23 protein-coding genes are annotated in these 26,780 nt (G+C 69.6%); 17 read left to right on the forward strand and 6 right to left on the reverse strand.

The window, feature by feature from the left end; genetic code table 11:
- Genes ABTV10_RS09530 through ABTV10_RS09540 form a run of 3 tightly spaced genes read left to right on the forward strand, consistent with a single transcriptional unit; the run spans nt 1 to nt 2,934 of the window.
- The gene (locus tag ABTV10_RS09530) at nt 1-861 is read left to right on the forward strand and encodes a phosphatidate cytidylyltransferase (RefSeq protein WP_499034263.1); all 861 of its coding nucleotides are present in this window, start codon (nt 1-3) and stop codon (nt 859-861) included.
- Nucleotides 858-1,589 (forward strand): class I SAM-dependent methyltransferase, encoded by a 732-nt coding sequence (locus ABTV10_RS09535; protein WP_499034265.1) that lies wholly within the window; start codon nt 858-860, stop codon nt 1,587-1,589. The genes ABTV10_RS09530 and ABTV10_RS09535 overlap by 4 nt, the downstream gene beginning before the upstream one ends.
- A gap of 58 nt (nt 1,590-1,647) precedes the next feature.
- Complete coding sequence (locus tag ABTV10_RS09540; protein ID WP_499034268.1) at nt 1,648-2,934, forward strand: lipase family protein; 1,287 nt, start codon at nt 1,648-1,650, stop codon at nt 2,932-2,934.
- Nucleotides 2,935-2,936: 2 nt separating this feature from the next.
- On the opposite strand, the gene ABTV10_RS09545 is transcribed toward ABTV10_RS09540, so the two are convergent.
- Both ABTV10_RS09545 and ABTV10_RS09550 read right to left on the reverse strand, forming a co-directional pair.
- Nucleotides 2,937-3,770 (reverse strand): HpcH/HpaI aldolase/citrate lyase family protein, encoded by an 834-nt coding sequence (locus tag ABTV10_RS09545; protein ID WP_499034270.1) that lies wholly within the window; start codon nt 3,768-3,770, stop codon nt 2,937-2,939.
- A 70-nt stretch (nt 3,771-3,840) separates the two neighbouring features.
- Nucleotides 3,841-4,224 carry a LapA family protein gene (locus ABTV10_RS09550; protein ID WP_499034272.1) on the reverse strand — a complete coding sequence of 128 codons (384 nt, stop codon included), beginning with the start codon at nt 4,222-4,224 and terminating at the stop codon, nt 3,841-3,843.
- 79 nt (nt 4,225-4,303) lie between these two features.
- Between ABTV10_RS09550 and rlmN the strand changes: the two genes are divergently transcribed.
- Together rlmN and ABTV10_RS09560 are read left to right on the forward strand one after the other, a co-directional pair.
- A complete protein-coding gene (rlmN, locus tag ABTV10_RS09555; RefSeq protein ID WP_499034274.1) occupies nt 4,304-5,422 on the forward strand; it encodes a dual-specificity RNA methyltransferase RlmN in 1,119 nt (372 codons plus the stop codon).
- A gap of 132 nt (nt 5,423-5,554) precedes the next feature.
- On the forward strand, nt 5,555-7,222 hold the full coding sequence (locus tag ABTV10_RS09560; protein WP_499034276.1) for an alkaline phosphatase D family protein: 1,668 nt from the start codon (nt 5,555-5,557) through the stop codon (nt 7,220-7,222).
- 78 nt (nt 7,223-7,300) lie between these two features.
- Here ABTV10_RS09560 and ABTV10_RS09565 read toward each other — a convergent pair whose 3' ends face one another.
- On the reverse strand, nt 7,301-7,570 hold the full coding sequence (locus tag ABTV10_RS09565; protein ID WP_433612031.1) for a DUF2631 domain-containing protein: 270 nt from the start codon (nt 7,568-7,570) through the stop codon (nt 7,301-7,303).
- A 148-nt stretch (nt 7,571-7,718) separates the two neighbouring features.
- Between ABTV10_RS09565 and dxr the strand changes: the two genes are divergently transcribed.
- From dxr to ABTV10_RS09585, 4 genes are all read left to right on the forward strand, one after another.
- Nucleotides 7,719-8,876, forward strand: coding sequence for a 1-deoxy-D-xylulose-5-phosphate reductoisomerase (dxr, locus tag ABTV10_RS09570; RefSeq protein ID WP_499034279.1), 1,158 nt, complete (start codon nt 7,719-7,721; stop codon nt 8,874-8,876).
- A gap of 5 nt (nt 8,877-8,881) precedes the next feature.
- A complete protein-coding gene (locus ABTV10_RS09575) occupies nt 8,882-10,114 on the forward strand; it encodes a M50 family metallopeptidase (protein WP_499034282.1) in 1,233 nt (410 codons plus the stop codon).
- Between the two features lie 61 nt (nt 10,115-10,175).
- Nucleotides 10,176-11,330 carry a flavodoxin-dependent (E)-4-hydroxy-3-methylbut-2-enyl-diphosphate synthase gene (ispG, locus tag ABTV10_RS09580; protein WP_499034285.1) on the forward strand — a complete coding sequence of 385 codons (1,155 nt, stop codon included), beginning with the start codon at nt 10,176-10,178 and terminating at the stop codon, nt 11,328-11,330.
- A 126-nt stretch (nt 11,331-11,456) separates the two neighbouring features.
- On the forward strand, nt 11,457-12,293 hold the full coding sequence (locus tag ABTV10_RS09585; RefSeq protein ID WP_499034286.1) for a GNAT family N-acetyltransferase: 837 nt from the start codon (nt 11,457-11,459) through the stop codon (nt 12,291-12,293).
- Here ABTV10_RS09585 and ABTV10_RS09590 read toward each other — a convergent pair whose 3' ends face one another.
- Nucleotides 12,294-13,094: a hypothetical protein gene (locus ABTV10_RS09590; RefSeq protein WP_499034288.1), complete on the reverse strand. Its 801-nt coding sequence runs from the start codon at nt 13,092-13,094 to the stop codon at nt 12,294-12,296.
- A 49-nt stretch (nt 13,095-13,143) separates the two neighbouring features.
- Nucleotides 13,144-14,010 (reverse strand): helix-turn-helix transcriptional regulator, encoded by an 867-nt coding sequence (locus tag ABTV10_RS09595; protein ID WP_499034290.1) that lies wholly within the window; start codon nt 14,008-14,010, stop codon nt 13,144-13,146.
- Between the two features lie 103 nt (nt 14,011-14,113).
- On the opposite strand from ABTV10_RS09595, the gene ABTV10_RS09600 reads away from it, so the two are divergent.
- Nucleotides 14,114-15,739 carry an AMP-binding protein gene (locus tag ABTV10_RS09600; protein ID WP_499034292.1) on the forward strand — a complete coding sequence of 542 codons (1,626 nt, stop codon included), beginning with the start codon at nt 14,114-14,116 and terminating at the stop codon, nt 15,737-15,739.
- Between the two features lie 140 nt (nt 15,740-15,879).
- A complete protein-coding gene (locus tag ABTV10_RS09605) occupies nt 15,880-16,692 on the forward strand; it encodes an SGNH/GDSL hydrolase family protein (protein WP_499034295.1) in 813 nt (270 codons plus the stop codon).
- A 173-nt stretch (nt 16,693-16,865) separates the two neighbouring features.
- Here ABTV10_RS09605 and ABTV10_RS09610 read toward each other — a convergent pair whose 3' ends face one another.
- A complete protein-coding gene (locus tag ABTV10_RS09610; protein WP_499034297.1) occupies nt 16,866-17,882 on the reverse strand; it encodes a zinc-dependent alcohol dehydrogenase family protein in 1,017 nt (338 codons plus the stop codon).
- Between the two features lie 89 nt (nt 17,883-17,971).
- Here ABTV10_RS09610 and map point away from each other — a divergent pair, with 89 nt between their 5' ends.
- From map to ABTV10_RS09640, 6 genes are all read left to right on the forward strand, one after another.
- Nucleotides 17,972-18,829, forward strand: a complete 858-nt coding sequence (gene map, locus ABTV10_RS09615; protein WP_499034298.1) for a type I methionyl aminopeptidase — start codon at nt 17,972-17,974, stop codon at nt 18,827-18,829.
- Nucleotides 18,826-20,364, forward strand: a complete 1,539-nt coding sequence (locus ABTV10_RS09620) for a cobyric acid synthase (protein WP_499034301.1) — start codon at nt 18,826-18,828, stop codon at nt 20,362-20,364. Before map ends, ABTV10_RS09620 begins: the two co-directional genes overlap by 4 nt.
- Before the next feature lie 77 nt (nt 20,365-20,441).
- Nucleotides 20,442-21,707, forward strand: a complete 1,266-nt coding sequence (locus ABTV10_RS09625) for a serine hydrolase domain-containing protein (RefSeq protein ID WP_499034302.1) — start codon at nt 20,442-20,444, stop codon at nt 21,705-21,707.
- Between the two features lie 41 nt (nt 21,708-21,748).
- Nucleotides 21,749-22,315: an alpha/beta fold hydrolase gene (locus tag ABTV10_RS09630; protein ID WP_433612072.1), complete on the forward strand. Its 567-nt coding sequence runs from the start codon at nt 21,749-21,751 to the stop codon at nt 22,313-22,315.
- Between the two features lie 126 nt (nt 22,316-22,441).
- Complete coding sequence (locus ABTV10_RS09635; protein WP_499035156.1) at nt 22,442-23,869, forward strand: SulP family inorganic anion transporter; 1,428 nt, start codon at nt 22,442-22,444, stop codon at nt 23,867-23,869.
- 122 nt (nt 23,870-23,991) lie between these two features.
- A complete protein-coding gene (locus ABTV10_RS09640) occupies nt 23,992-26,730 on the forward strand; it encodes an aminotransferase class I/II-fold pyridoxal phosphate-dependent enzyme (protein ID WP_499034304.1) in 2,739 nt (912 codons plus the stop codon).
- The last annotated feature ends 50 nt before the right edge of the window (nt 26,731-26,780 follow it).

Raw genomic sequence — 26,780 nt, forward strand, 5'->3', positions numbered from 1 at the left:
GTGGGGAAAGCTGACGGCGCCTCCGCGGCGACCGCCACGCCGGCCTCCAAAGCTGGACGCAACCTGCCTGCCGCGATCGCCGTCGGTGGCGGTCTCGGCGCAGGCTTGATCTTGATTCTGGTCTACGCCCCACTGGTGTTGATCGGGGTGGTCGCCGTCGCGATGGCGATCGCGACATGGGAGGTCACCAAGCGCCTGCGCGAGGCCGGCATCAGCGTTCCGCTGATCCCGCTGCTGCTCGGGGGACAGGCCGTCATCTGGCTCAGCTGGCCGTACGGCCCGCAGGGGGCGCTGGGGGCGTTCGCAGGAACGGCCTTGGTGGCGATGGTGTGGCGCCTGTTCGATCACGGACTCAAGGCCACCCCGCGCAATTTCCTCCGCGACACCGCGATCGCGGTGTTCGTGGCGGCCTGGATCCCGCTCTTCGCGTCGTTCGCGACGTTGATGGTGCTGCAGGACGACGGCGCCGGCCGGGTGTTCTGCCTGTTGATCGTCGTCGTGTGTTCGGACGTCGGCGGCTACGTGGCCGGAGTCTTCTTCGGCAAGCATCCGATGGTCCCGGCGATCAGTCCCAAGAAGTCATGGGAGGGCTTTGCCGGTTCGCTGGTGTTCTGCGTGATCGGTGGTGTCCTGGCCGTCACGTTCATCCTGGATGCGAACCCGCTCATCGGCGTACTGCTCGGTGTGGCGTTGGTGTTCACCGCCACCCTCGGCGATCTCATCGAGTCCCAGGTCAAGCGTGAACTGGGAATCAAGGACATGGGCACGCTGCTGCCCGGACACGGCGGCATCATGGACCGCCTCGATTCGCTCCTGCCCTCGGCGTTCGTCACCTGGCTCATCCTGACCGTCCTGGTGTGAGCCGATTCCGCGGAGCCGGCCGGGCTCGGGGGCCGATCCCGAGCCCGAACATCTGGCACTGGCCGCACATCTACGAGGTGGAGAACCGGGCGCAGGACGTCGACGGTGTCGTCTTCGGCGCGCTCGCCGAGGTGGCCGACTGGCGCGGGCGCGACGTGCTCGACGTCGGGTGCGGGGCGGGATTCCACCTGCCCGTGTTCGCCGAGGCCGCGCGGTCGGTCGTCGGAGTCGAACCGCACCCGCCCCTCGTTGCCGCCGCCCGAAAGCGCGTCGCCGGGCAGGCCGCCGTCACCGTCCTCGAGGGGTCCGCCGAGTCGGTACCCCTTCCGGACGCCAGTGTCGATGTCGTGCACGCGCGCACCGCGTACTTCTTCGGACCGGGGTGCGGTCCCGGCATTCTCGAAGCGATGCGGGTGCTGCGGCCCGGGGGAGTGCTCGCGATCGTCGATCTCGATGCCACCGTCGCGCCGTACGGGCAGTGGATGCGCGCCGACCTGCCGCGCTACGACCCGGTCGCGGTGGAGGCGTTCTTCGCGGCGCAGGGCTTCGCGATGCGGCGCGTCCGCACCCGGTGGGAGTTCGAGGATCGCGAGTCGCTGCGGGCCGTGCTCGGCATCGAGTTCACCGCCCGCACCGCGACCCGCGCGTTTCTCGAGACGCCGGGCCTGGGGCTGGACGTGGGCTACCGGATCCACACCCGGTCCGCGCCGGTCGGTCTCATCATCTGATCGGTTTGTGGTACCGGGAGTATTGACACGGTCGTTGCCGTCGTGTGGTGTGTGTCACATGACGACGATCTCGCGCTGGACTCGTCGGGCCGCGGCGGTGTTCGGCGTCTGCCTCACCGTCGCAACCGTGGGGACCGCATCGGCGACGCCCACCGACTTCTACCAGGCTCCGTCGCCGCTGCCGGCGGGTGACCCCGGCGACGTGCTGCGGACCGAGCCGTACGTGCCGACGCTGTCCGTGCGGAACCAAGCGGGGCCCTGGCCGTCGGGGGCGCAGCGGATCATGTACCGCAGCACGGACGCTCACGGATCACCGGTGGCAGCGACGGCGACCTATTTCGATGCGAGCGCGCCGTGGACGGGCGGAGGCCCTCGTCCGCTCGTGGTCCTCGCCCCAGGCACGCAGGGGCAGGGTGACCAGTGCGCGCCGTCGAAGTTGTTCACCGACGTCGTTCACTACAGCCCGCCGCTCGACTTCGCGATCGAGTACGAGATCGCGCAGACGTACGCGTTGCTCCAGCGCGGAATGGACGTCGTGGTCGCCGACTACGAGGGGCTGGGCACCGACGGCATGCACAGTTATACCGACCGGCGTGCGCAGGCCCACGCCGTGCTCGACGCGGCCCGTGCGGTGAGGTCGCTGCCCGACGTCCGGGGCGGCGCCGACCGTCCGATCGGGTTGTGGGGCTACTCGCAGGGCGGTGGTGCGGTCGCCGCGGCGGCGGAGTTGCAGGCCTCGTACGCACCGGAGTTGGACGTCCGCGGAACCTTCGCCGGTGGGCCACCGGCGGACCTGCGGGCCGTCGCCGCGGCAATCGACGGCGGCCTGGCGACCGGGCTGCTCGGCTACGCGGTCAACAGCATCTATGCCGGCTACCCGCAGACCCGCGCGGAGATCGACGGCGCGCTGAACTCGGCAGGGCGGCAGGCGCTCGACGACATCGCGAACCAGTGTGTGCCGGAGACGATCGCCCGCTACGGCCTGCATCGCACGTCGGAGTGGACACGCGACGGGCGGTCCGTCGCGGAACTCATCGACGCCCTGCCCGCGGTGCGCGCGGTCGTCGACGAGCAGCGCATCGGGCGGTCGGCGCCAGGTAGCCCGGTATTGATCGTGCAGGGGCGCAACGACGACCTGATTCCGCACGCGCAGGCGGATCGGCTCGCGGCGGACTGGTGTGCGGTGGGTGCGACCGTGGACTTCAGCACCGAGGAGATCCCGCCGATCGCACCGGGGTTCATCGTCGGACACGGCCTGCCGATGGCCACCGGCCTGCCGCGGGCGCTCGACTGGATGACCGACAGGTTCGACGGCGCCGCGGCGCCGTCGACCTGTTCGCGCTGAGTTCAGCCCAGGCCGAAGACCTCGGCGAGGTGGGTGAACTTCTTCGCCTTCGCCAGCCGCGGGAGGTCGCTGCCGGCCCGGACGCGTTCCCCGTCCGCACCCAGGTCGGCGATGACGTCGCGGGCCCACTGGATGTCATGGGCGCTGGGGCTGAGAGCACGGTTGACGGTCGCGGCCTGGTCGGCGTGTAGGCACAGCTTGCCGGTCAGCCCGAGCGACACCGTGGCCTCGCAGTCCCGTTGCAGGATGGTGTCGTTCGCGGAGATCGTCGGACCGTCGATGGGGCCGCCCGGCAGCCGCGCCGCACGGCTGGCGATCACGAGCCGCGACCGCGGGTACGCCATGGCCATGACGTCGTCGCTCATGCCGGTGTCGCGCCGGAAGTCGCCGCTGCCGAACGCCAGCCGGAACGTGCCGTCGGCGCGGGCGATCTCGGGCGCCGCCTCGAGGCCCACTGCCGATTCGATCAGCGCGAGGATCGGTGTGCCCTGGGGGAGTCGCTCGGCGGTGGCGTCGACCTGATTGCCGCTCTCGGTCTTCGCGAGCATCACGCCCGAGAGCCCCGGTAGTCCGGCGAGCGCGTCGAGGTCGTCGGCCCAGTAGGGCGTCGTGGCGTCGTTGACCCGCACCCAGGCGGTGTTCTTGCCGCCCCCGCTGCTGAGCCAGTCGACGACGGCGTCTCGCGCTCCGGGCTTGGCGTCCGGGGCGACGGCGTCCTCGACATCGAGGATCATCGCGTCCACGGCGCTGGGGCGAGGGAAGGTCTCCGGCTTGCTGGCGGCTGTCAGGAGCCAGGACCGTGCCAGATCGGCACGGATCGGGGAGAGGGTCGTCACGGGGCAGCTCCTCGTCTCGAAGGCGTACTCGTGTCGTGGGTCCCATCGTGCCCTCGAAACGGCGGGGCAGCTACTCCGGCGGTGTGCGCTCGGACACCGCGCCGGCGCGCTTCGCGACCCGACGGATCTGGATGATCCGGATCCCGCCGGCGAGCGCCATGATGAGCGCCCCGGCGATCGCGGCGAGCAGGAGGCTGATGCCCGCGGGCAGGGTGAAGTGCCACGCGAACAACTGGAACGTCACGTCGTCGAGGTTCTGCAGGATGAAGATGAGCAGCAGGATCGCGACCACGATGCCGACGACCAGCCCGGTCCACGCCGACGCCGCGCGTGTCCGCGCGAGCCGTCCTGGGGCATGCGTCGCGGGCGGTACGGTTGTCTCGTACCGGCCGGACGGGGGATGAGCGGCCGGCTTGTCGACCGCGTCGGGGTTCTCCTGCGGTGTCTCGGACATGTGTCGATCATCACCCACGGTATGGCGTTGCGCACGTGCATCGGTGGGACCGCGCGGGTAATGGGACAATGGCAAGACCATGACTGCCTCGCCTGCTTCGCTTCCTCTCGTCTTCACCGCGCCGCGCCGCGGCATGCCGCCGCGCCACCTCGCCGACCTCGACGCCGCCGAGCGCAAGGAGGCGGTCAAGGAGCTGGGGCTGCCGGGATTCCGGGCCGACCAGTTGGCCCGTCAGTACTACGGTCGGCTCGAAGCGGATCCGGACAAGATGACGGATCTGCCTGCTGCGATGCGCGAGCAAGTGGGTGCGGCGCTGTTCCCGCAGCTACTTTCCGTCGTCAAGCACGTCGCGTGCGACGCCGGCCAGACCCGCAAGACGCTGTGGAAGGCGAACGACGGCACGCTGCTCGAGAGCGTCTTGATGCGCTACCCGGACCGGGCGACCCTGTGCATCTCGAGCCAGGCGGGCTGCGGCATGGCCTGCCCGTTCTGCGCGACCGGACAGGGCGGGCTCAACCGCAACCTGTCGACCGCGGAGATCGTCGACCAGGTGCGCGCCGCGGCGGCCGCCCTGCGGGACGGCGAGGTCGAGGGCGGGCCGGGGCGTCTGTCGAACATCGTGTTCATGGGTATGGGCGAACCGCTCGCGAACTACAAGCGCGTCGTCGCCGCGGTGCGACGGATCACCTCACCGGCGCCCGACGGGCTCGGCATCTCGCAGCGCGCGGTCACCGTCTCGACGGTCGGGCTGGCACCCGCGATCCGCAAGCTCGCCGACGAGGAGATGTCGGTGCGGCTCGCGGTGTCGCTGCATACCCCCGACGACGAACTCCGCGACACCCTGGTCCCCGTCAACAACCGCTGGCCGGTGGCCGAGGTCCTCGACGCGGCGCGTTACTACGCCGACAAGTCGGGGCGCCGCGTGTCGATCGAGTACGCCCTGATCCGCGACGTGAACGACCAGCCGTGGCGCGCCGACATGCTCGGCAAGAAGCTGCACAAGGCGCTCGGTCCGCTGGTGCACGTCAACCTGATTCCGCTCAACCCCACGCCGGGCAGCGAGTGGGACGCCAGCCCCAAGCCGGTCGAGCGTGAGTTCGTCCGTCGGGTGCAGGCGCAGGGCGTCTCGTGCACTGTCCGCGACACCCGCGGGCAGGAGATCGCTGCGGCGTGTGGGCAGTTGGCCGCGGAGAACTGAGAATCGCCTCGTTCGCCTCGGATTCCGCGAACGGACACTCGGAGTTCACCCGAGTTACGCAAAACCCACATCCGGGAAAACGGGGGACGTAAGGTCAGCGCCACCCGTGTCCATGCGCACCCGAGGTGGCCCATGTCCTTCCCACACCGCAACGTCTCCCGTCGTACATTCCTCGCCGGTCTGTCGGTGATCGGTGGCGCGGCAGTCCTTCCCGCCGCCGCCCACGCGACGCCGGTCCTGCGTCAGGCCCCGGACGTCGGCCCGGGACTGATCCGGAACCCGGAGTTCGGGAACGGCGTCATGGCCGGTGTGCCCCGCACCGACGGCGCGACGTTGTGGACGCGGGTCGGCGCGGCGGGACGCGGCATCGGGAGTCTCGGCGGCAGTCTCGGTGGCACCGCTGCGGGCGGCGAGCTGGCGCTGATCGTGTCGACCCGCGAGGATCTGTCCGCTCCGGTCGTGGCCGAGCGCGTCCAGGTGCGTGAGGACGCCGACGGCACAGTGCATTTCGACGCGACGGGTCTGGCGCCCGGCGAGACCTACTACTACCAGTTCCGCGGCGACGGGGCAGAGTCGCCGGTGGGGCGGTTCCGCACACTGCGCCCCGCCGACTCGAACGAACCGGTCCGGATCGGCTGGTTCACCTGCCAGGGATTCGAGGAGGGCTACTACGCGGCGCACCGCCACCTCGCCGACGAGGACCTCGACTTCGTCGTGTGCCTCGGCGACTACGTCTACGAGTTCACGATGCCCGGGGTTCGCGGCGTCGAGCTCAATCCGTTCCCGCAGGCGCTCGACACCATGCGGGACAAGTACCGCCGATACCGGTCGGACGCCGACCTGCGGCTGATGCACAGCCGGCACGCGTTCCTGCCGATCTGGGACGACCACGAGTTCCGCAACAACTACAGCAAGGACGGGTGGACGTTCCCCGTCGTCTCGCCGATCGACGGTGCGATCGGATTCCAGCAGAAGAAGCAGTGGGCGTGGCAGGCGTGGTTCGAGCACATGCCGGTGCCGCGGTTCGGCGACGACCCGCTGCGCACCTACCGATCGCTGCGGGTGGGCCGGACGGTGGAGCTGTTCGCGCCCGACACCCGGCAGTACCGCGATCTGCAGGCCTGCGGTGACTCGCTCGATCACATCCTGTGCGCGGACGCCGATGCGCCGGGCCGCACGATGCTCGGTGACACGCAGAAGCGGTGGCTGCTCGACGGCATGACCCAGTCGGACGCGAGGTGGAAGGTGGTCGCGAACGCGAACATGATGATGGGCATGGTGGTGGCGGACAACGGCACCCGGGCGTACCTGGACACCTGGGACGGCTACGGCGCGGAGCGGACCGAGATCCTGTCCACCGCGGCCGAGTCCGTCGAGAACATGCTCCTGGTCACCGGCGACGACCACGACGGCTGGGCGGGCGAGTTGTGGGACACCGGATTCGCCCCGGGCACGTCGAGCGGTGAGCAGGTCAACGCGCCCGGCACCCGGCGGGCGGGCGTCGAGTTCGTGGTCCCGTCGGTCACGTCGACGAACACCGGGGACGGCGGGTACACCACCGGCAGCAGCAGCGACGACCCGGTCGGCGCCGCGCGGGCCGAGGAGACCAATCGGCGCGATCACAACCCGCACCTCAAGCACGCCGACATGGTGAGCCACGGCTACGGTCTGCTCGACGTCGACGCGGGGGAGGCGCGCTTCCGGTTCCGCGCGGTGGACAAGCTGGACCCGAACTCCGCTGTGACGACGTCGACGTCGTTCCGTGTCCCCTCCGGGCAGGCGGTGATCGAGCCGGCCTGACGGCGCCCGGCGCCCCAGAACAGCGAAGGCCCCGCACCTGTTCGGGTGCGGGGCCTTCGCCGTTGATCGTGGTAGCGCCTACCGGGGCTTGCGCCGCAGGATGATGTCGCGAACCAGGACCAGCACGATTGCTCCGGCGAAGCCGATGAGGAACAGATCCTCGACCTTGCCGCTGTGGTTACCGATCATCATCAGCAGCAGGAAGGCTGCGAAGAACCAGCCGGCGAAACGGAACAGTCGCGGAGCCTCGCCACTCCAGCCCCAAGCGGCCGAGGGGACCTCGGCGGTGTCGACGTGCGCGGCGACGACGGGGTCGTACGAAGTGGGGTCCAACTGGGTACCGGCCACGGCTCGATCCTCCTGATCTTACGAATGCGCTATCTCTGCATATCGTGGCATACGACCGAGTGTCGTACGAAGCGGGGTCCCGGCGTCGTCCGCGATACTGGAGTAATCCTGTGTGATCCTCTCAGCTTCGGTCAGGAACAATGGTTGCGTGGCTGACACCCAACCGACTCGCGTCCTGCTGCTGGGCAGCACCGGCTCCATCGGCACCCAGGCCCTCGAGGTCATCGCCGCCAACCCGGACAAGTTCGAGGTGGTCGGTCTGGCCGCCGGTGGCGGGAACATCGACCTGCTGGCGCGCCAGGTCCGCGAGACCGGGGTGACCCGGGTGGCGGTCGCCGATCCCGCCGCGGCCGCGCGGCTGGACCTGCCGGGTGTGCTGTCCGGTCCCGGCGCGGTCACCGATTTGGTTCGGGGGACCGAGGCCGACGTCGTACTCAACGCACTGGTCGGCTCGCTCGGCCTCGAGCCGACGCTCGCCGCGCTCGCATCCGGTGCCCGGCTCGCGCTGGCGAACAAGGAGTCCCTCGTGGCGGGTGGGCCGCTGGTGACCGCGGCCGCCGCGCCCGGGCAGATCGTGCCGGTGGACTCGGAACACTCGGCGTTGGCGCAGTGCCTGCGAGGCGGGCGCGCCGACGAGGTCGCGCGACTGGTCCTCACCGCGTCCGGTGGTCCGTTCCGTGGATGGACCGCCGCGGCCCTCGAGGACGTCACCCCGGAGCAGGCGGGCGCCCACCCGACGTGGTCGATGGGACCGATGAACACGCTCAACTCGGCGTCCCTGGTGAACAAGGGCCTCGAGCTGATCGAGACGCACCTGCTGTTCGGGATCGACTACGACCGTATCGACGTCACCGTGCACCCGCAGTCGATCGTCCATTCGATGGTGACGTTCGTCGACGGCTCGACGCTCGCGCAGGCCAGCCCACCGGACATGAAGCTGCCGATCGCGCTCGCCCTCGGCTGGCCGGACCGCGTCCCGGGTGCGGCGGCTGCATGCGACTTCTCGATGGCCTCGACGTGGACGTTCGAGCCGGTGGATGCGACCGTGTTCCCCGCCGTGGACCTGGCTCGCCAGGCCGGCAAGGCCGGCGGCTGCATGACCGCCGTCTACAACGCTGCCAACGAGGTCGCGGCCGAGGCGTTCTTGGGCGGCACGCTGCGATTCCCCGAGATCGTCCGCACCGTCGAGCGGGTTCTCGCGGCCGGAGGCGAATGGTCGGCCCCGCCCGCTACCGTGGACGACGTACTGGCGGCCGACGGTTGGGCACGCGCACGCGCGCGCGACCTCGTGAAGCAGGAGGGCTGAGCGGCATGGTCTTCGCGTTGGGTGTCCTGCTGTTCGCCCTCGGGATCGGCGCGTCCATCGCGCTGCACGAGGCCGGTCACATGTGGACCGCCAAGGCCCTCGGCATGAAGGTGCGGCGGTACTACATCGGCTTCGGACCGAAGATCTTCTCGTTCCGCCGGGGCGAGACCGAGTACGGACTCAAGGCGATCCCCGCGGGCGGTTTCTGCGACATCGCCGGCATGACCGCCGTCGACGAACTTGCACCCGACGAGGTCGACCGCGCGATGTACAAGCAGAAGGCGTGGAAGCGCATCGTCGTGATGTCGGGCGGCATCGTGATGAACTTCGTGCTCGGGATCGTGCTGGTGTTCATCCTCGCGGTCGGATGGGGACTGCCGAACACCGAGACCCGGGCCGTCGTCGCGGGGACCGTGTGCGTGTCGCCGTCGCAGGCCGGCAAGGACGGCGACTACGCGCTCTCCGGGTGTTCGGGCGTCGGCCCGGCCGAGGCCGCCGGTATCCGTGAGGGCGACGTGATCACCGCCGTCAACGGTGAGCCGACCCCGACGTTCACCGATCTGGTACGCAAGACGCAGCCGCTGACCGGAACTGCGGACTTCACAGTCGAGCGGGACGGGCAGACCCTGGTGATCCCGGTTCAGGTGCAGCAGGCGCAGCGGTACGTCAACGACCCCGACTCCACCGAGAGCGCGCCCAAGCCGCCCGTGTCTCAGAACGTCGGCGCGATCGGCATCCAGGCGCCCCCGCGCGTCGTGCAGTACTCGGCACTCGCGGCGGTGCCCGCGTCGTTCGTGTACACCGGCGACATCTTCGTGCAGACGGTGCACGCGCTCACCGAGATGCCGGGCAAGGTGGTCGATCTGTGGACCGCGGTGACCGGCGGCGAGCGCGCGCTGGACACCCCGATCAGTGTGGTCGGCGCCTCGGTGATCGGCGGCCAGGTCGCCGAGCAGGGACTGTGGGAGGTGTTCATCGGGCTTCTCGCGACGCTGAACTTCTTCCTCGGCATCTTCAACCTGCTGCCGCTGCTGCCCCTCGACGGCGGGCACATCGCCGTGACCGTCTACGAGAAGATCCGCAACTCGATCCGGCGGATGCGTGGCCTCGCGGCCGGCGGCCCCGTCGACTACATGAAACTGATGCCGATCACCTACGTGGTCGTGGTCATCGGCGGCGCGTACATGCTCCTGACCCTGACGGCCGACATCGTGAACCCGATCCAGCTGTTCCCGTGACCCGGTTCCGGCGAATGCTCGAACGATAGACTTGCCCCGTACCAACGAAAGAAGGCGAAACGTGACCAGCCCCGTCGGTTTGGGCATGCCCGAAGTTCCTGCGGTTCTCGCACCGCGACGCACGACCCGCCAGCTCATGGTCGGCAATGTGGGCGTCGGCAGCGACTACCCGGTGTCGGTGCAGTCGATGTGCACCACCAAGACCCACGACGTCAACGCGACCCTGCAGCAGATCGCCGAACTCACGGCGTCGGGCTGCGACATCGTCCGCGTCGCGTGCCCGCGTCAGGAGGACGCCGACGCGCTCGCCGCGATCGCGAAGAAGAGCCAGATCCCGGTGATCGCGGACATCCACTTCCAGCCGCGGTACATCTTCGCGGCGATCGACGCCGGTTGCGCGGCAGTCCGCGTCAACCCCGGCAACATCAAGGAGTTCGACGGCCGCGTCAAGGAGGTCGCCAAGGCGGCCGGCGACGCCGGCATCCCGATCCGGATCGGTGTCAACGCCGGTTCGCTCGATCCGCGGCTGATGCAGAAGTACGGCAAGGCCACCCCCGAAGCGCTCGTGGAGTCGGCGCTGTGGGAGGCGAGCCTGTTCGAGGAGCACGGCTTCGGCGACATCAAGATCTCCGTCAAGCACAACGACCCGGTCGTCATGGTCGAGGCGTACCGGCAGTTGGCCGCGCAGTGCGACTACCCGCTGCACCTGGGCGTCACCGAGGCCGGTCCGGCGTTCCAGGGCACGATCAAGTCGGCGGTCGCGTTCGGTGCGCTGCTCTCCGAGGGCATCGGCGATACGATCCGCGTCTCGCTGTCGGCGCCGCCGGCGGAGGAGATCAAGGTCGGCACGCAGATCCTGCAGTCGCTGAACCTGCGCCCCCGCAAGCTCGAGATCGTGTCCTGCCCTTCGTGCGGTCGTGCGCAGGTCGACGTGTACACCCTGGCGAACGAGGTGACCGCGGGCCTCGAGGGCATGGAGGTGCCGCTGCGCGTCGCGGTGATGGGCTGCGTCGTCAACGGTCCGGGTGAGGCGCGCGAGGCGGATCTCGGTGTCGCTTCCGGTAACGGCAAGGGGCAGATCTTCGTCAAGGGCAAGGTCATCAAGACCGTTCCCGAGGCCCAGATCGTCGAGACCCTCATCGAGGAAGCGATGCGTATCGCCGAGGAGATGGAAGGTGGGGAGGCGAGCGGCGCGCCGGTGGTCACCGTGAGCTGAAATCTGCCCACCCAGGCGCACCTTCATGGCAATGTGGTTCTCGAATCCGGCACTGACAGCCCGACGCTGACAGACATCACGCCGAACGGTCTCAACGACGAGACACGGGACGAAGGGGGTGTGTCGGTGCTCAAGCTCCTCGGAGCGCGACAGCTCAGTGGACGCGACACCGCCCAGGTGTTGCGCGTGCTCCAGTCCGATCCGGTCGCGGCGTGCATGGTCGCCGCCCGCATCCAGCAGTCGGGTCTCGATCCGCGCGCGCTCCAGGGCGAGATGTGGAGCCGTGGCGGGCCGACGGAGTCGCTGTGTTTCGCTGGGGCGAACCTGATTCCGTTGCTGGGCGACGTCGACGACCTCCGCTCTTTCGCCGACCGGGCCAGTCGGTTTCCACGGATGTGCTCGTCGCTCGTCGGACGCGCGGAGTTGACGTTGCCGCTGTGGGAGATGCTCGAGTCGGAGTGGGGCCCCGCGCGCGAGATCCGTTCGGAGCAGCCGTTGCTCGCGCTCGACGCCGAGCCCGGTGTGCGTCCGGATCCGCATGTGCGCCAGGTCCGGATGGACGAGATGGAGTCGTACCTACCGGCCGCAGTGGCGATGTTCATCGAAGAGGTGGGGATCGATCCCCGCGCCAACGACGGGGGACGCAGCTACCGGAGACGGGTCGCGAACCTCATCGCCTCCGGGCGGGCGTGGGCGCGTTTCGAGAACGGCGACGTGGTCTATAAGGCCGAGGTCGGGTCGATGTCGGCCGCCGTCGGACAGATCCAGGGCGTGTGGGTCGACCCGGCGCGCCGCGGCGAGGGGCTCGGGGCGGCAGGGACGGCCGCCGTCGCGGCGGCCGTCATGGCTCGCGGCCGCATCGCGAGCCTCTACGTCAACAGCTACAACGAGCGCGCCCGCCGGGCGTACGCGCGGGTCGGGTTCAGTCAGGTCGCGACGTTCGCGACCGTCCTGCTCGACTGATCAGGAGTAGACGTCCACCTTCGTGATCTCGAACGTCCGGCGGTTGAGATAGCAGAACAGGACCGCGTGGGCGCCGTCGACGGTGCAGGTGGCGGTGACGGTGTCGCCCGCGGCGATGATCTTGGTGACGTCGCGGACGGTCCGGCCGCCCAGCAGGGTCGACGCCCGCCGATCGCCGCGCTGGGCGTCGGAGACCAGTCGCCGCACCGACCGCTTGCCGCGTTCGCCGACGCTGCGCACCGCCAGACCGAACGCGAGCGATCCTCCGAGGCCCTGCAGTCGCAGCATGCGCGCACCCATCGCTGCCCCGACACCGAGCTTCGCGCGGTCGATCCCGGCGACCTGGGCGAACATCGGCGCGACCTCCCAGTGTGCGGCGATCCGGCGAATACGCGGGGCGCCGTCGTCGAGCGTCGTCTCGTACAGCAGGTGCATCGGGGCCTTCGCGACGACGCCGCCGCCCAGGCGGGTCTCGATGGTGACGTCCCGGATGACGTCGAGTCCGCACACGATGTCGTCGTTCTCGACGTGGAAGCGAATGTCGTTGGGGGCGATGAACGTGTCCCAGAACCGGGCGAGCGGTTCGCCGCCGCGCACCCGGCTGCGCCGGTCGTAGAGGCCGCCGAGGACGGGTCGCCCGCCGACCGGGTCCTCGACCACGTGCCGCTGCGAGAACAGCCCCAGCCAGGCATCTTTGTCGTGTACGGCGACGGCCGCCGGGGATCCGAGCACGACTTCGAGTAGTTCCCTCGCGGTGGCGGTGCGCGTCACGGTGGCCGATTCGAGCGGAGTCGCTGACATGGCCGCGAGTATGGCACAGCGGTGGAACGTGTTCCAGAAAATCGCGGGACTACGGCAGCAGTCCGAGCCGCCGGGCGGTGACCACCGCCTCCCGGCGCGAGCGGGCGTCGAGCTTGCTCATGGCGCTGCGCAGGTAGCTCTTGACGGTCTCGGGCTTCACCGAAAGCCGTTCGGCGATATCCGGATTGGTGCATCCGAGGGCCGCGTGGCTGAGGACGTCGATCTCGCGGGGCGAGAGAGTGATCGACGGCGCGGGGCGGGACGGCCCGTCGGGGGAGCCGACGGCTGCCAGCCGGCCGGACAGGGCCCGCAGTCGCTCCTGGAGTTCCGGCTGTTGCACCGTCTGCGCGATGCTCCGCAGTTCGGCGTAGACGTCACGGATCTCCTCGGTGTCCACCGCGTGCGCGCTGCGTTCGTCGGCTGCGGCGTCGAGCAACTGGACCCGGCGGTCCACCTCGTCGCGGATGGCGATCTCGTTCGCGAGCCGGCGCCCGGCCTGCATCATGACGTCGGCGATCCGGTCGCCCAACTGGACGCGTTCGCGGATCGCGGCGTACATGACGGCGCGCGAGTTCCCGCGGACGACCACGGGCACCGCGAGCACCGAGCAGAGTCCCTCGGCGAGGACGGGCCCGTCGTAGTGGTGGGTGATGGTCCGGGCGCGGCCGTAGTCGTGGACCGCGATGGGGTTCTTCCGCTCGATGACCCGTCCGCCCAGCCCCGAACTCTCGCGGACCGCGAGGCCGCGCAGACCGTCGGTGAAGGTGCCCACGAACTCGGCCAGGTGCAGCGTGCTGTTCTGGACTTCGCCGCCGAAGACGACGGGAACGACGCCGGTAGCGGCGATTCTGCGGAGTTCGGTGCGCAATGCGTCACGGTCACGTGGACGAAGAAGGGCCGCGGTGTCGATCGGCATCCTCTTCACCCCTTTCCGGGGGTAGTGGGTCGAGGCTGTGACTCGGATCATAGGGGGAACGAAGGCCCGATGGTGAGCTGGGCCCCGACGACGAGGAGTGACGATGACCGTCGACACCACCACCCGCGTGCGCGAGCTCTTGGCGCAGTACGACACCCCGCAGGCATGCGTCGCGGAGCTGCTGTGCGATCGGCATCCGGCCGACGCGGTGGCGTTCACGGTCGTCGAGAGCGACCTGTCGTCGACCGACCTGACGTACGGCTGGCTGCGCGAGCAGTCCATCCGTTTCGCTGCGGCGCTCGCCGACCTCGGCGTCGAACCCGGCGACTGTGTCGCGACGCTCATGGGCAAGTCCGCCGACGTCGTCGTCGCGCTCCTGGGCATCTGGCGCCGCGGTGCCGTGCACGTCCCGTTGTTCACCGCGTTCGCGCCCCCGGCGATCGCCTTCCGGCTCGACGCCAGCGGCGCCAAGGTCGTGATCGCCGACGCGAACCAGCTCGACAAGCTTGCGCCGGGCGAGGACATGCCCGCGAACCCGTCGTGGCGCGTCGTGGTGGCCGGCGGCGCCGCACCCGGCGCGTTCGCCTTCGAGGAGCTCGTCGCCCAGCACTCGGCGGACGACCCGCGCGGTGCGGCGGTGACGATGGGCGGCGACGCCCCGCTCGTTCGTTTGTTCACCAGCGGCACCACCGGCACCCCGAAGGGTGTTCCGGTGCCGATCCGCGCGCTCGCGTCGTTCCAGTCGTACATGGAGCTCGGTCTGGACGTGCGCGAGGACGACGTGTTCTGGAACGCCGCGGACCCGGGTTGGGCGTACGGGCTGTACTACGCGCTGCTCGGCCCCATGGCGTCCGGCATTCGCAGCATCCTCCTGCACGCCGGGTTCTCCGCTCCGCTGACGTGGCAGGTGATGGAGCGCTTCGGTGTCACCAACTTCGCGGCCGCGCCCACCGTCTACCGCAGCCTGCGCGCCGACGAGACGCCGGTGCCGGCGTCGGTGACGTTGCGCCGCGCGTCGTCGGCGGGTGAGCCGCTGACCCCCGACGTCATCGCGTGGTCGCAGGCGAACCTCGGCATCACGGTCCGCGACCACTACGGGCAGACCGAGCACGGCATGTTCATCATCAACGCGTGGGCCGACGACCTGCGTGAGGACGTCGTCGCCGGTTCGATGGGCCGCCCGCTGCCCGGCTGGAGCTGCGCGGTCCTGTCCGACGACGCCGACGAGATCGCCCCGCCGAATACCCCCGGCCGCGTGGTGATCGACACCACCGCCAGCCCGCTCATGTGGTTCACCGGCTACAGCGACGCCCCCGAGAAGACCGCGGCGCGCTTCACCCCGGACGGCCGCTGGTACATCACCGGCGACGCCGGCCAGGTGGACGAGCAGGGCCGGTTCTTCTTCTCGTCCCGCGACGACGACGTGATCATCATGGCCGGCTACCGCATCGGCCCGTTCGACGTCGAGAGCGTGCTGGTGATGCACGACGACGTCGTCGAGGCTGCCGTGGTGGGCATGCCGGACCAGCTGCGCGGCGAGGTGCTCGAGGCCTTCGTCGTGCTGCGCTCCGGTGCCGAGGGCACCGACGAGCTCGAGAAGGACCTGCAGCAGCTGGTCAAGAAGAAGTTCGCCGCGCACGCCTACCCGCGTACGGTGCACTTCGTGCCGCACCTGCCCAAGACCCCCAGCGGCAAGGTGCAGCGGTACATCCTGCGTCAGGGTCAGTGACGATCGGCCTGAGCGCCCATTTCTCGCCGGTTTCCGCGGTTTCCCCCTCCCGCGGTGGAGGACTGGGCGCTCAGGCTCACGTGTGTCACTTGTTCTAGGCTCGTCGCACCGTAGGAAGCAGAGGCGAAGGGGGCCCGACTGTGTTCAGTCGGTTCGTGGCGATCGGCGACAGCCAGAGCGAAGGACTCAACGACGGGGACGACCTGCGGGGCTACCGCGGTTGGGCGGACCGGCTCGCCGAGCGGCTCGCGGAGGTCAACCCGGACGTTTGTTACGCCAATCTCGCGATCCGCGGCCGGCTGGCCCGTCAGGTGCGGGAGGAGCAGTTGGCGCCGGCGTTGGCGCTGCGGCCCGATCTGGCATCCGTCGTCGCCGGCGTGAACGACCTGCTGCGACCGAAGTTCGAACCGGTCGCGATCGCAGCAGAACTGGAGATCGCGTTCGAGGCGCTGACCGCGTCGGGCGCGCGGGTGTTGACGATGGCGTTCCCCACGCTCGGCGCGGGGATGCCGGGCGGACGCGCAATCATGGCCCGGATCTCGGCGCTGAACACCGAGATCCGGACGGCCGCGGCACGACACGGCGTCGCAGTGATCGACCTCGAGGTGTACCCGGTCGCGACGGATCCCCGGCTGTGGAGCTGGGATCGATTGCACCTCAATGCGGATGGGCACGACCGTCTGGCCGCGGCCGCGGCCACGGTGCTCGGAGTCCCCGGCACCGACCTGAGCTGGCAGGACAGCCTGGGCCCGCTCCCACCCGTTACCGCACTCGGGCGCATTGGTGCGGACACCCGGTGGGCGGTCCGGTTTCTCGGGCCGTGGCTCGGGCGCCGTGTGCGCGGAACGTCGTCGGGCGCCGGCCGTGTCGCCAAGCGCCCCGAGCTCACGCCGGTCCGGCGCGAGGAGTCAGCGCGCCGCCCCGCGCCCTCGGATCCGCCCGAGGACCAGTAGGACCAGCAGCGCGATCTGGTGGCCGGCGGACCGCAGTTGGTGCGCGGCAACGGGTGTCGACGAGGAAGAGACATTGATCGTGTCCGTCGACCGGGCCCGGCTCGAGGCGGTGCACCGGGATCCCCGCCTGGAGACGCAGTTGTGCCCCCGCTGACGCCCGCCCTACCGTCGGCTCACGGCCGCATCAGCACCTTGATCGCGCGCCGCTCGTCCATTGCCCGATACGCCTGGGCCACCTGATCGAGCGGCAGCGTCAGGTCGAAGACCTTGCCCGGCTCCATCCCGCCGCTCAGCACCCGGCCGATCAGGTCGGGGAGGAAGCGGCGCACCGGCGCCGAACCGCCGCGCACCCCGATGTGGGTGTCGAACAGCTCCCGGGCAGGGAACTCGACGCCGTGCGGCACTCCCACGAACCCGACGTTGCCGCCGGGTCGCGTGCAGCGCAGCGCCTGGGCCATCGACTCCTTCGTGCCGACACACTCGAGCACCGACTCGGCCCCCACGCCGTCGGTGAGGTCGGCGATCCGGGCGATGCCGTCCGCGCCGCGCTCGGTGACGATGTCGGTGGCTCCGAACTCGAGGGCCAGCTTCTGCCGGTCCGGGTGCCTGCTCATCGCGATGATCCGCTCTGCGCCCAGTTCCTTGGCGGCGAGGACCCCGGACAGTCCGACGGCACCGTCACCGACGACGACGACCGTCGCGCCCGGGCGGACCTCGGCGGCCACCGCCGCGTACCAGCCCGTCCCCATGACATCGGAGAGTGCGAGCAGGCTCGGGACAAGTGCCTCGTCCGGACGGTCGGGAACCGTGACGAGGGTGCCGTCGGCCAGCGGGACACGGACGTACTCGGCCTGGCAGCCGTTGACGAATTCGCCTTGCCGACAGGAGGATTGATAGCCATAGTGGCAGTGCGGGCAGGTGTTGTCGGAGGCGAGGAACGATCCGATGACGAACTGTCCGGGCGTCACCGTGGTGACCGCGCCGCCGACCTCCTCGACGATGCCGACGTATTCGTGTCCGATCGGCCGAGGTTCCTCGACCGGGGTGATGCCGCGGTAGCGCCACAGGTCCGATCCGCACACGCACGTCGCGACGATTCGGATGATCGCGTCGGTGTCCGCGACGATCCGGGGGTCGGGCAGTTCCTCGAGCCGGATGTCGCGTGGTGCGTGGATGACGGTCCCTCGCATGGGCATGCTCCTCGGGTCGGGCAAACGGTGCGTCCACCCTATGCCCGGCGTGCTCACGCCGCGGCGGCGCGGCGGTCTACCCTGGACCCATGTCTGTTCGCACCGATCTCGTTCCCGGAACCGTCGCACCCGTCCTCGCTGTCCCGAAGGACATCGAGCGTCCCGAGTACGTGTGGAAGGCGACGGCTCGCGAGGGCAAGGAGCCGTGGGTCCAGACCCCGGAGACCATCGAGAAGATGCGGGTGGCCGGCAAGATCGCCGCCCAGGCGCTGCAGGAGGCGGGCAAGGCGGTCGCCCCCGGCGTCACCACCGACGAGCTGGACCGCATCGCGCACGAGTACATGTGCGACCACGGCGCCTACCCGTCCACGCTCGGCTACCGCGGATTCCCGAAGTCGTGCTGCACGTCGCTCAACGAGGTCATCTGCCACGGCATCCCCGACTCGACGGTGATCCAGGACGGCGACATCGTCAACATCGACGTCACCGCCTACATCGACGGTGTGCACGGCGACACCAACGCGACGTTCCTCGCCGGTGACGTGTCCGAGGAGAACCGCCTGCTGGTCGAGCGCACCCGCGAGGCCACGATGCGCGCGATCAAGGCCGTCAAGCCGGGCCGCGAGCTCAACGTCATCGGCCGCGTCATCGAGTCCTACGCCAACCGCTTCGGCTACGGCGTGGTGCGCGACTTCACCGGCCACGGCATCGGCGAGACGTTCCACAACGGCCTGGTGATCCTGCACTACGACCAGCCCAACGTCGACACCGTCATCGAGCCGGGCATGGTGTTCACGATCGAGCCGATGATCAACCTCGGCACCGTCGACTACGACATCTGGGAGGACGGCTGGACGGTCGTGACCAAGGACCGCAAGTGGACCGCCCAGTTCGAGCACACCATCGTGGTCACCGACGAGGGCAACGACATCCTCACGCTCCCGTGACGTCGGGTCCCGTCGCGGGCGGCGCGCTGCTGGTCGCCGGCACCACCTCCGACGCCGGCAAGAGCGTCCTCGTCGCGGGGTTGTGCCGGATGCTGGCGCGGCACGGGGTGCGCGTGGCGCCGTTCAAGGCGCAGAACATGTCGAACAACTCCGTCGTCACCCTCGACGGCGGGGAGATCGGCCGCGCCCAGGCGCTGCAGGCGCGGGCGTGCGGGCTCGAGCCCAGCGTGCGGTTCAACCCGGTGCTGCTCAAGCCCGGCGGCGACCGCACCTCGCAGCTCGTCGTCCGCGGCAAGGCCGTCACTACTGTCGGTGCCCGCGACTACATCACCCACCGGGAATGGCTGCGAGGGATCGTCGCCGACGATCTGGCGGGGCTGCGCGACGAGTTCGACGTGGTGATCTGTGAGGGCGCCGGCTCGCCCGCCGAGATCAACCTGCGGGCCACCGACCTGGCGAACATGGGGCTGGCGCAGGCTGCGCAGCTGCCGGTGATCGTGGTCGGCGACATCGACCGTGGGGGAGTGCTGGCGCACCTGTTCGGCACCGTCGCGGTGCTCTCGCCCGAGGATCAGGCGCTGATCGCCGGGTTCGTGATCAACAAGTTCCGCGGCGACGTGAATCTCCTCGAACCCGGGCTCGATCAGCTGGCGGCGCTCACCGGCCGCCCGACGCTCGGGGTGATCCCGTTCGCCGAGGGCCTGTGGCTCGACGCCGAGGACTCCCTCGGCGTCGTCGGCGACGCCCCCGTCGGCCGACCCGGCGCCCCGCTCGGGGACGAGTGGCTGCGGGTCGCGGCGATCCGGCTGCCCCGCATTTCCAACTCCACCGACGTCGAGGCACTCGCGTGCGAGCCGGGCGTCTCGGTGCACTGGGTGAGCGAGCCGTCGCGCCTGGCCGACGCCGACCTCGTTGTGGTGCCGGGCAGTAAGTCCACCGTGACCGACCTGGAGTGGTTGCGGCGCAGCGGCATTGCCGACGCCCTGACCCGCCGGGCCGCGAACGGCGGCGCGATCCTCGGGATCTGCGGCGGCTACCAGATGCTCGGCGGCGTGATCGACGACGGCGTCGAGTCCGGTGCCGGCGCGGTCCCGGGCCTGGGCCTGCTGGACCTCGAGATCGAGTTCGCCGCCGACAAGGTGCTCGCGCAGGTGGACGGCGACGTGGACGGAATCCCGGTGCGCGGCTACGAGATCCACCACGGTCGCGTCCGACGCAACGGCGACGCCCCTCTGCTGACGGCCGCCGACGGGGTCAAGGAGGGCAGTGTCCGGGGGAGCGTGCGCGGCACGCACTGGCACGGTCTGCTCGAGAACGACGAGTTCCGGCGTCGCTTCCTCGTCGAGGTGGCGGAGGCTGCCGGCCGGACCGGATTCGTCGTCGCGCCCGACACCGACGTCGCGCAGGTCCGGGAGGCGCAGCTGGACCTGCTCGCCGACCTCGTCGAACAGCACCTCGACGTTGACGCCGTCCTCGCGATCCTCGCGGGTGGAACGCCCGACGGGCTGCCGACGATCGCATCCCGCCTTCTCTGATTCGATCGACCGCGCAGGCCGGTCGTTGCGCCTAGTGTTCGTACCCGACGGCTTTCCGCCGACCGGGAGGAGACGACGTGCGTACTGCCCTGGGGAGAAACTCGACCGTCCGACTGCTCGGCGGCGCCGCGGTGGCCGCGCTCGTCATCGCGGGATGCTCGTCGAACGAGTCGCACGAGACCCACGAGTCCGGCACCGGGGCCACCACGTCGGTGACCACCGGCACCGCGACGACGACTGTGGCGTTGCAGAAGATCGACGCCACCACACTGAACGACATCGTGGCCGGCGTCGCGAAAGACCTCCAGATTCCGGGTGCCGTGGCGATTCTCAAGACCCCCGACGGCAACCAGACGGTCAAGTACGGCACCGGCGTCCGAGGGCAGGACAGCCCGGTCGACACGGTCGAACACATCCGCATCGGTTCCAACACCAAGACCATGACCGGCACGGTGATCCTGCAGCTCGCCCAGGAGGGCAAGCTGGCGCTGACCGATCCGGTGTCCAAGTACCGGCCGGACGTGCCGAACGGCGACAACATCACGATCGAGCAGCTGCTCGACATGCGCAGCGGCCTGTTCAACTACACCGAGACCGTCGAGCTCAACCAGACCCTCGACGACGACCCGCAGAAGCAGTGGAAGCCCGAGGAACTGCTGGCGCTCGGGTTCGCGAATCCGCCGTACTTCCCGCCGGGGCAGGGCTACCACTACTCCAACACCAACATCGTGCTGCTCGGCCTCATCGCCGAGAGCCTCGACGGCAAGCCGCTGGCGCAGATCTTCCGGTCGCGGCTCTTCGGTCCGCTGGGGCTGACCGGGACGTCGTTCCCCGACACCGCCGACAGCACGATCCCGGCACCCCACTCGCAGGGCTACGTGTACGGGACGAACATGGAGACGCTGACCGATCCGGCGCTGCCGCCCGCCATGCAGGCCGCCGCGAAGGACGGGTCCCTCCAGCCGAACGACGTCACCGACGTCAACCCGTCGTGGGCGTGGGCGGCCGGTGCCGGGATCTCGACCGCCGACGACCTCGTGACGTGGGTGCAGGCCCTCGTCGGAGGTCAGCTGCTCAACCCGGACCTGCAAGCCCGACGACTCGCCAGCGTGCAGCCCACGAGTCCGGACAGCGGTGCTGCTCAATACGGTTGGGGCATAGCGAAAATGGGGCCGATGTTCGGGCACACCGGCGAACTGCCCGGGTTCAACTCGTTCATGGGGCACGACCCGGTGAACAAGGTGACGTTGGTGGTGTGGGCCAATCTGGCGCCGGCCGCGAACGGTCAGGATCCGGCGACCACGATGGCCAAGGAGATCATCGGCAAGGTCTATCCCGGATAGGTGTCCGGTTTCGTGACGTGGATCGCGTACCGTTTTCAGCCATGGAGTCGACGAGCGTTGCGGTGGGAAGTGGGACCTTGACGGTCCGTATCGGGGGACCGGAGAGCCGGCACACGGTGCTGCTGTTGCCCGACGCCGGCGCTCCCGCCGACATCTTCGACGCCGTGTGCTCGCGGCTGCACGATTCGGACCTGCGGACTGTGGTGCCGGAGAGCATCGAGGGGCTCGACGAGCCGTCGGTGATCGCGATGCTCGACGAGCTGAAGCTGCCGTGGGTGAACCTCGTGGGCGCCGGGGCCGGCGCGGAACTCGCGTGGCGGCTGGCCGCCAAGACGTTCGGGCGCTTCGCGAGCCTCATCGTGGCCGACCGCGGACACCCGGCGGTGCCCGGCGCGGACGGGGCGGTGCTCGACGCCGCGTGTCCCGCCGTCGAGCTGCCGACCACGGTCGTCGTCGGCAGCTCGCTGGGCCGCCCGTGCGCCGACGCGAGCGGCCGGTACGCCTACTCCGAGTTCCGGATCGTCCAGCTGGACGGCATCGACGACGTCCCGGCGAAGGCGGCTGCGGAGCTGGCCAGCGAGATCGTTCTGCGGACCGGCTCCTGGTAGTCACGTCCGCGCACGCGTAATTGGGGGTCGGGGCGGATTCGTCTCTAGACTCCTGCGGTGCACGACACCGTCTCCACCCCGGCCGATGCCACCTCCGTCCGGGCTGCGTTCCGTTCTCCCCGCCGCCTGACGACCGAGATACTCGCGGGTCTGGTGACCTCGCTCGCGCTCATCCCCGAGGTGATTTCGTTCGCGGTGATCGCCGGCGTCGATCCCAAGGTGGCGCTGTACACCTCGTGCATCATGGCGATGACGATCGCGTTGGTCGGTGGCCGGCCCGCGATGGTGTCCGCGGCGGCGGGCGCGACCGCGCTGGTGGTGGCGCCGCTCGTTGCCGCACACGGCATCGACTACCTGATCGCGACGGTGTGGCTGGCCGGTGCGCTGCAGATCCTGTTCGCCGTCGCCGGCCTGGCGCGGTTGGTGCGGTTCATTCCGCGCTCGGTGATGATCGGATTCGTCAACGCACTCGCGATCCTCATCTTCAGCGCCCAGGTCCGGCACCTCGTCGACGTCCCGTGGCTGGTGTACCCGCTGGTCGCCGCGGGGCTCGTGATGGTGGTGTCCGTTCCGAGGCTGACGCGGGCGGTCCCGGCGCCGCTCATCGCGATCGTCGTGCTCACCGCGGTCGTCGCGCTGTTCCGCCTGGACGTGCCGGACGTCGCGGACCAGGGGGAGCTTCCGTCCGGTCTGCCGACGTGGATGATCCCGGACGTGCCGCTCACGTGGGAGACGCTGACGATCATCGCGCCGTTCGCGGTGGGGCTCGCGCTCGTCGGCCTGCTCGAGTCCCTGCTCACCGCCAAGCTCGTCGACGATCTCACCGACACCCCGTCGGACAAGACCCGCGAGGCGTGGGGCCAGGGAGTCGCGAACATGGCGGGCGCGGTCTTCGGCGGCATGGGCGGCTGCGCCATGATCGGCCAGACGATGATCAACGTGAAGGAGGGTCGGGCCCGCACCCGCATCTCCACCTTCCTCGCGGGCGCCTTCCTGCTGGTGCTGTGCGTGAGCGTCGGCGACGTCGTCGGGGCGATCCCGATGGCGGCGCTGGTCGCCGTGATGCTGGTGATCGCGGTGACGACCTTCGACTGGCGCAGCATCGCGCCCCGCACCCTGCGGTTGATGCCGCGCAGCGAAACGCTCGTCATGGTGGTCACCGTCGTCGGCACCCTCGCGACCCACAACCTGGCCGTCGGCGTCATCCTCGGCGTGCTCACCGCGATGGTCGCCTTCGCCCGACGCGTCGCCCACCTCACCCGAATCGACGTCACCGACGGCGAGCGTGACGGCTCCGCCGAGCGCACCTACCGGGTGTCCGGTGAGCTCTTCTGGGCGTCGAGCAACGACCTGGTCCACCGGTTCGACTACGTCGACGACCCGGACTCGGTGGTCATCGACCTGTCGGATGCCGACGTGTGGGACGCGTCCACCGTCGCGACACTGGACGCGGTGCAGCACCGGTACGCCGCCCGCGGGAAGACCGTCCGCGTCGTGGGCCTGGACGGGGCGAGCCTGGACCGGATCGAGAGGCTGTCCGGCCGGCTCGGCTGAGGGCAAGCCCGCGTCCCCTTGCCTGTCCGGACGTGGGGGAGCAGTCTGGGATTGCTCGGCACGACGGCGCCGTCCTCGACCGACCTCGGCTGTCGATCGTGACCGTGGCGGTGGAGGCTGTGATGGCTGAGGTGAATCCGCGGGCCTACAACAGTATGTGGCAGTTCCGGGCGGACTCGTGGTGCCGACTCGAGGGCGCGAGCGCGCACCTGGCCGGTGCGGTGGCCCGCGGGGCACCGATCGGCCCGCTGCTCGAACGAGTCGAGAGCCTGCTCGACCAGCTGCGACCACTGGAGCGATACTGGGCCTTCCCCGGGCCGCAGGTCTTCGCGCAGACCCAGCGGCTGTTCACGACCGGTGTGTACGACAAGTTCTCCCGCACCGTCGCGAGAATCAACCGGGCGCTGGTCACCGGCTCCTATCGCAGCGGCACGCCGGTCTCCCCGGTCGACGGTGACGTCGAGGCGGTCGCCGGGGACTCGCCCCGCCGGGAAGAAGGGGGCGCGGGCGGATCCCGTCCCCACTACTTCGAGGTGCTGGTGGTCGAGACCATGACCGAGGCGCAGGAGCGCGCGCTGCGCCAGGAAGTGCGCGCCTGGCGTAGGCCGGACGACCAGTTCATCTACGAACTCGTCGTCGTCGGCAGCGGCGACGACGCGGTCATCGCGGCGCGACTGAACGTGAATCTGCAGGCGTGCGTGATCCGCCGCCGCTTCTCCCACCAGTCCCGCAGGGATCTGTCGGCTCTCGCCAACTTCATCTACACGGACATCGCGGACAAGCTCGCCGGGCACACACCGGAGGAGCGGACGCGGATCCTGGCCGGCGAGCTCACCGACACCCGCCCGGAGCTCGACCTGTACCTGATGACCGAGATCGCGGTCGAGGATCTCGCCGGTGAGCTCGGTCAGTACTTCCGCCGGGTCTTCCACGCCGGGGAGGGATCGCTCGATCTGCACCTGAGCCTGCTCGAGGGGATCGCGGCGCGGTATCGCACCCCGTTCTTCAGTGCACTCCGCGAGTACAGCTACCGCCCGACCGGCGTGTTCCACGCGTTGCCGATCTCGCAGGGCAAGTCGATCGTCAACTCGCACTGGATCTCCGACATGGTCGACTTCTACGGCCTCGAGGTGTTCCTGGCCGAGACCTCGGCCACCTGTGGGGGACTGGACTCGCTGCTCGAGCCGACCGGTCCGCTGCGTGACTCCCAGCGACTGGCGGCCGAGACGTTCGGAGCGCGGCAGACCTACTTCGTGACGAATGGCACCTCGACGGCCAACAAGATCGTCGTCCAGGCGCTCGTCGCACCGGGCGACATCGTCCTGGTCGACCGCAACTGCCACCAGTCCCACCACTACGGCCTGATGCTCGCCGGCGCCCAGGTCACGTACCTCGACGCGTATCCGCTCAACGAGTATTCGATGTACGGCGCGGTGCCGCTGCGGGAGATCAAGTCGAAGCTGCTCGCGCTCCGAGAGGCCGGCAAGCTCGACCGGGTCAAGCTGCTGATGCTGACCAACTGCACCTTCGACGGTGTCATCTATGACGTCGAGCGGGTCGTCGAGGAATGCCTGGCGATCAAGCCGGACCTGGTCTTCCTGTGGGACGAGGCGTGGTTCGCCTTCGCCCGGTTCCATCCCGTCTATCGCACCCGTACCGCGATGCACGCGGCGCAGGCGGTGCGCGAGCGGTTGCGCGATCCCGGGTATCGGGCCGAGTACGCCGAGTACGCCGAGCAGGTGCGTGGCGCCGACGACGCGACGCTGCTCGACCGGCGGCTGATGCCCGACCCGGTCCGCGCCAAGGTGCGGGTCTACGCGACCCAGTCCACCCACAAGACGCTGACCTCGCTGCGCCAGGGCTCGATGATCCATGTCTTCGACCAGGAGTTCGATCAGAAGGTCGAGGAGACCTTCCATGAGGCCTATATGGCCCACACCTCCACCTCGCCCAACTATCAGATCCTCGCCTCGCTCGACATCGGCCGGCGGCAGGCCGACCTCGAGGGCGCCGAGTTGGTGCAGAAGCAGGTCGAGAACGCGATGCGGTTGCGTGACGCGGTCGACCACCATCCGCTGCTGAGCAAGTACATGCACTGCCTGTCGACGGCGGAGTTGATTCCCGAGCAGTTCCGCCCCTCACGCATCGACCAGCCGCTCCGCGGGGGCCTGCGCGCCATGGTCGCCGCCTGGCAGCGCGACGAGTTCGTCCTCGACCCGTCGCGGATCACGCTCTACATCGGATCGACCGGTATCGACGGAGACACCTTCAAACGGGCCGAGCTGATGGACCGCTACGGCGTGCAGATCAACAAGACCTCCCGCAACACGGTGCTGTTCATGACCAACATCGGCACCACCCGCAGCTCGGTCGCCTACCTCGTCGAGGTACTGGTCAAGTTCGCCCACGAGCTCGACGAGCGCCTCGCCGACATGAGCACCCTCGAACGCGGCTACCACGAGGCGGCGGTGATCCGGTTGACGAACCCGACGGCGCCGCTGCCGGACTTCAGCGGATTCCATCCGATCTTCCTCGAAAAAGATGGTGCTGCACCAACTCCCGACGGGGATGTGCGGCGGGCCTTCTTCCTCGCCTACGACGACACTCGGTGCGAGTACCTCACCGCGGACGAGGTCGAGGAGGCGACGGAGTCCGGGCGGCCGGTGGTCTCCGCCACCTTCGTCACCCCGTATCCGCCGGGCTTCCCGGTACTGGTCCCCGGGCAGGTGTTCAGCCGTCAGATCCTCTCGTTCATTCGCAGCCTCGACACCCCCGAGATCCACGGCTACCGCCCACATCGCGGCTACCGCGTCTTCACCACCAAGGCTCTCGAGATGGCCGATCCCTCGGACCGGCCGTGAACCGTCCGCGTCAGCGGGTCGAGTTCGGGGCCGGTCCTCGCAGGTCAGGC

This window comes from Paraburkholderia sp. RHO2, assembly GCF_050955445.1.
In the GTDB taxonomy this organism is placed as follows: domain Bacteria; phylum Actinomycetota; class Actinomycetes; order Mycobacteriales; family Mycobacteriaceae; genus Prescottella; species Prescottella agglutinans_A.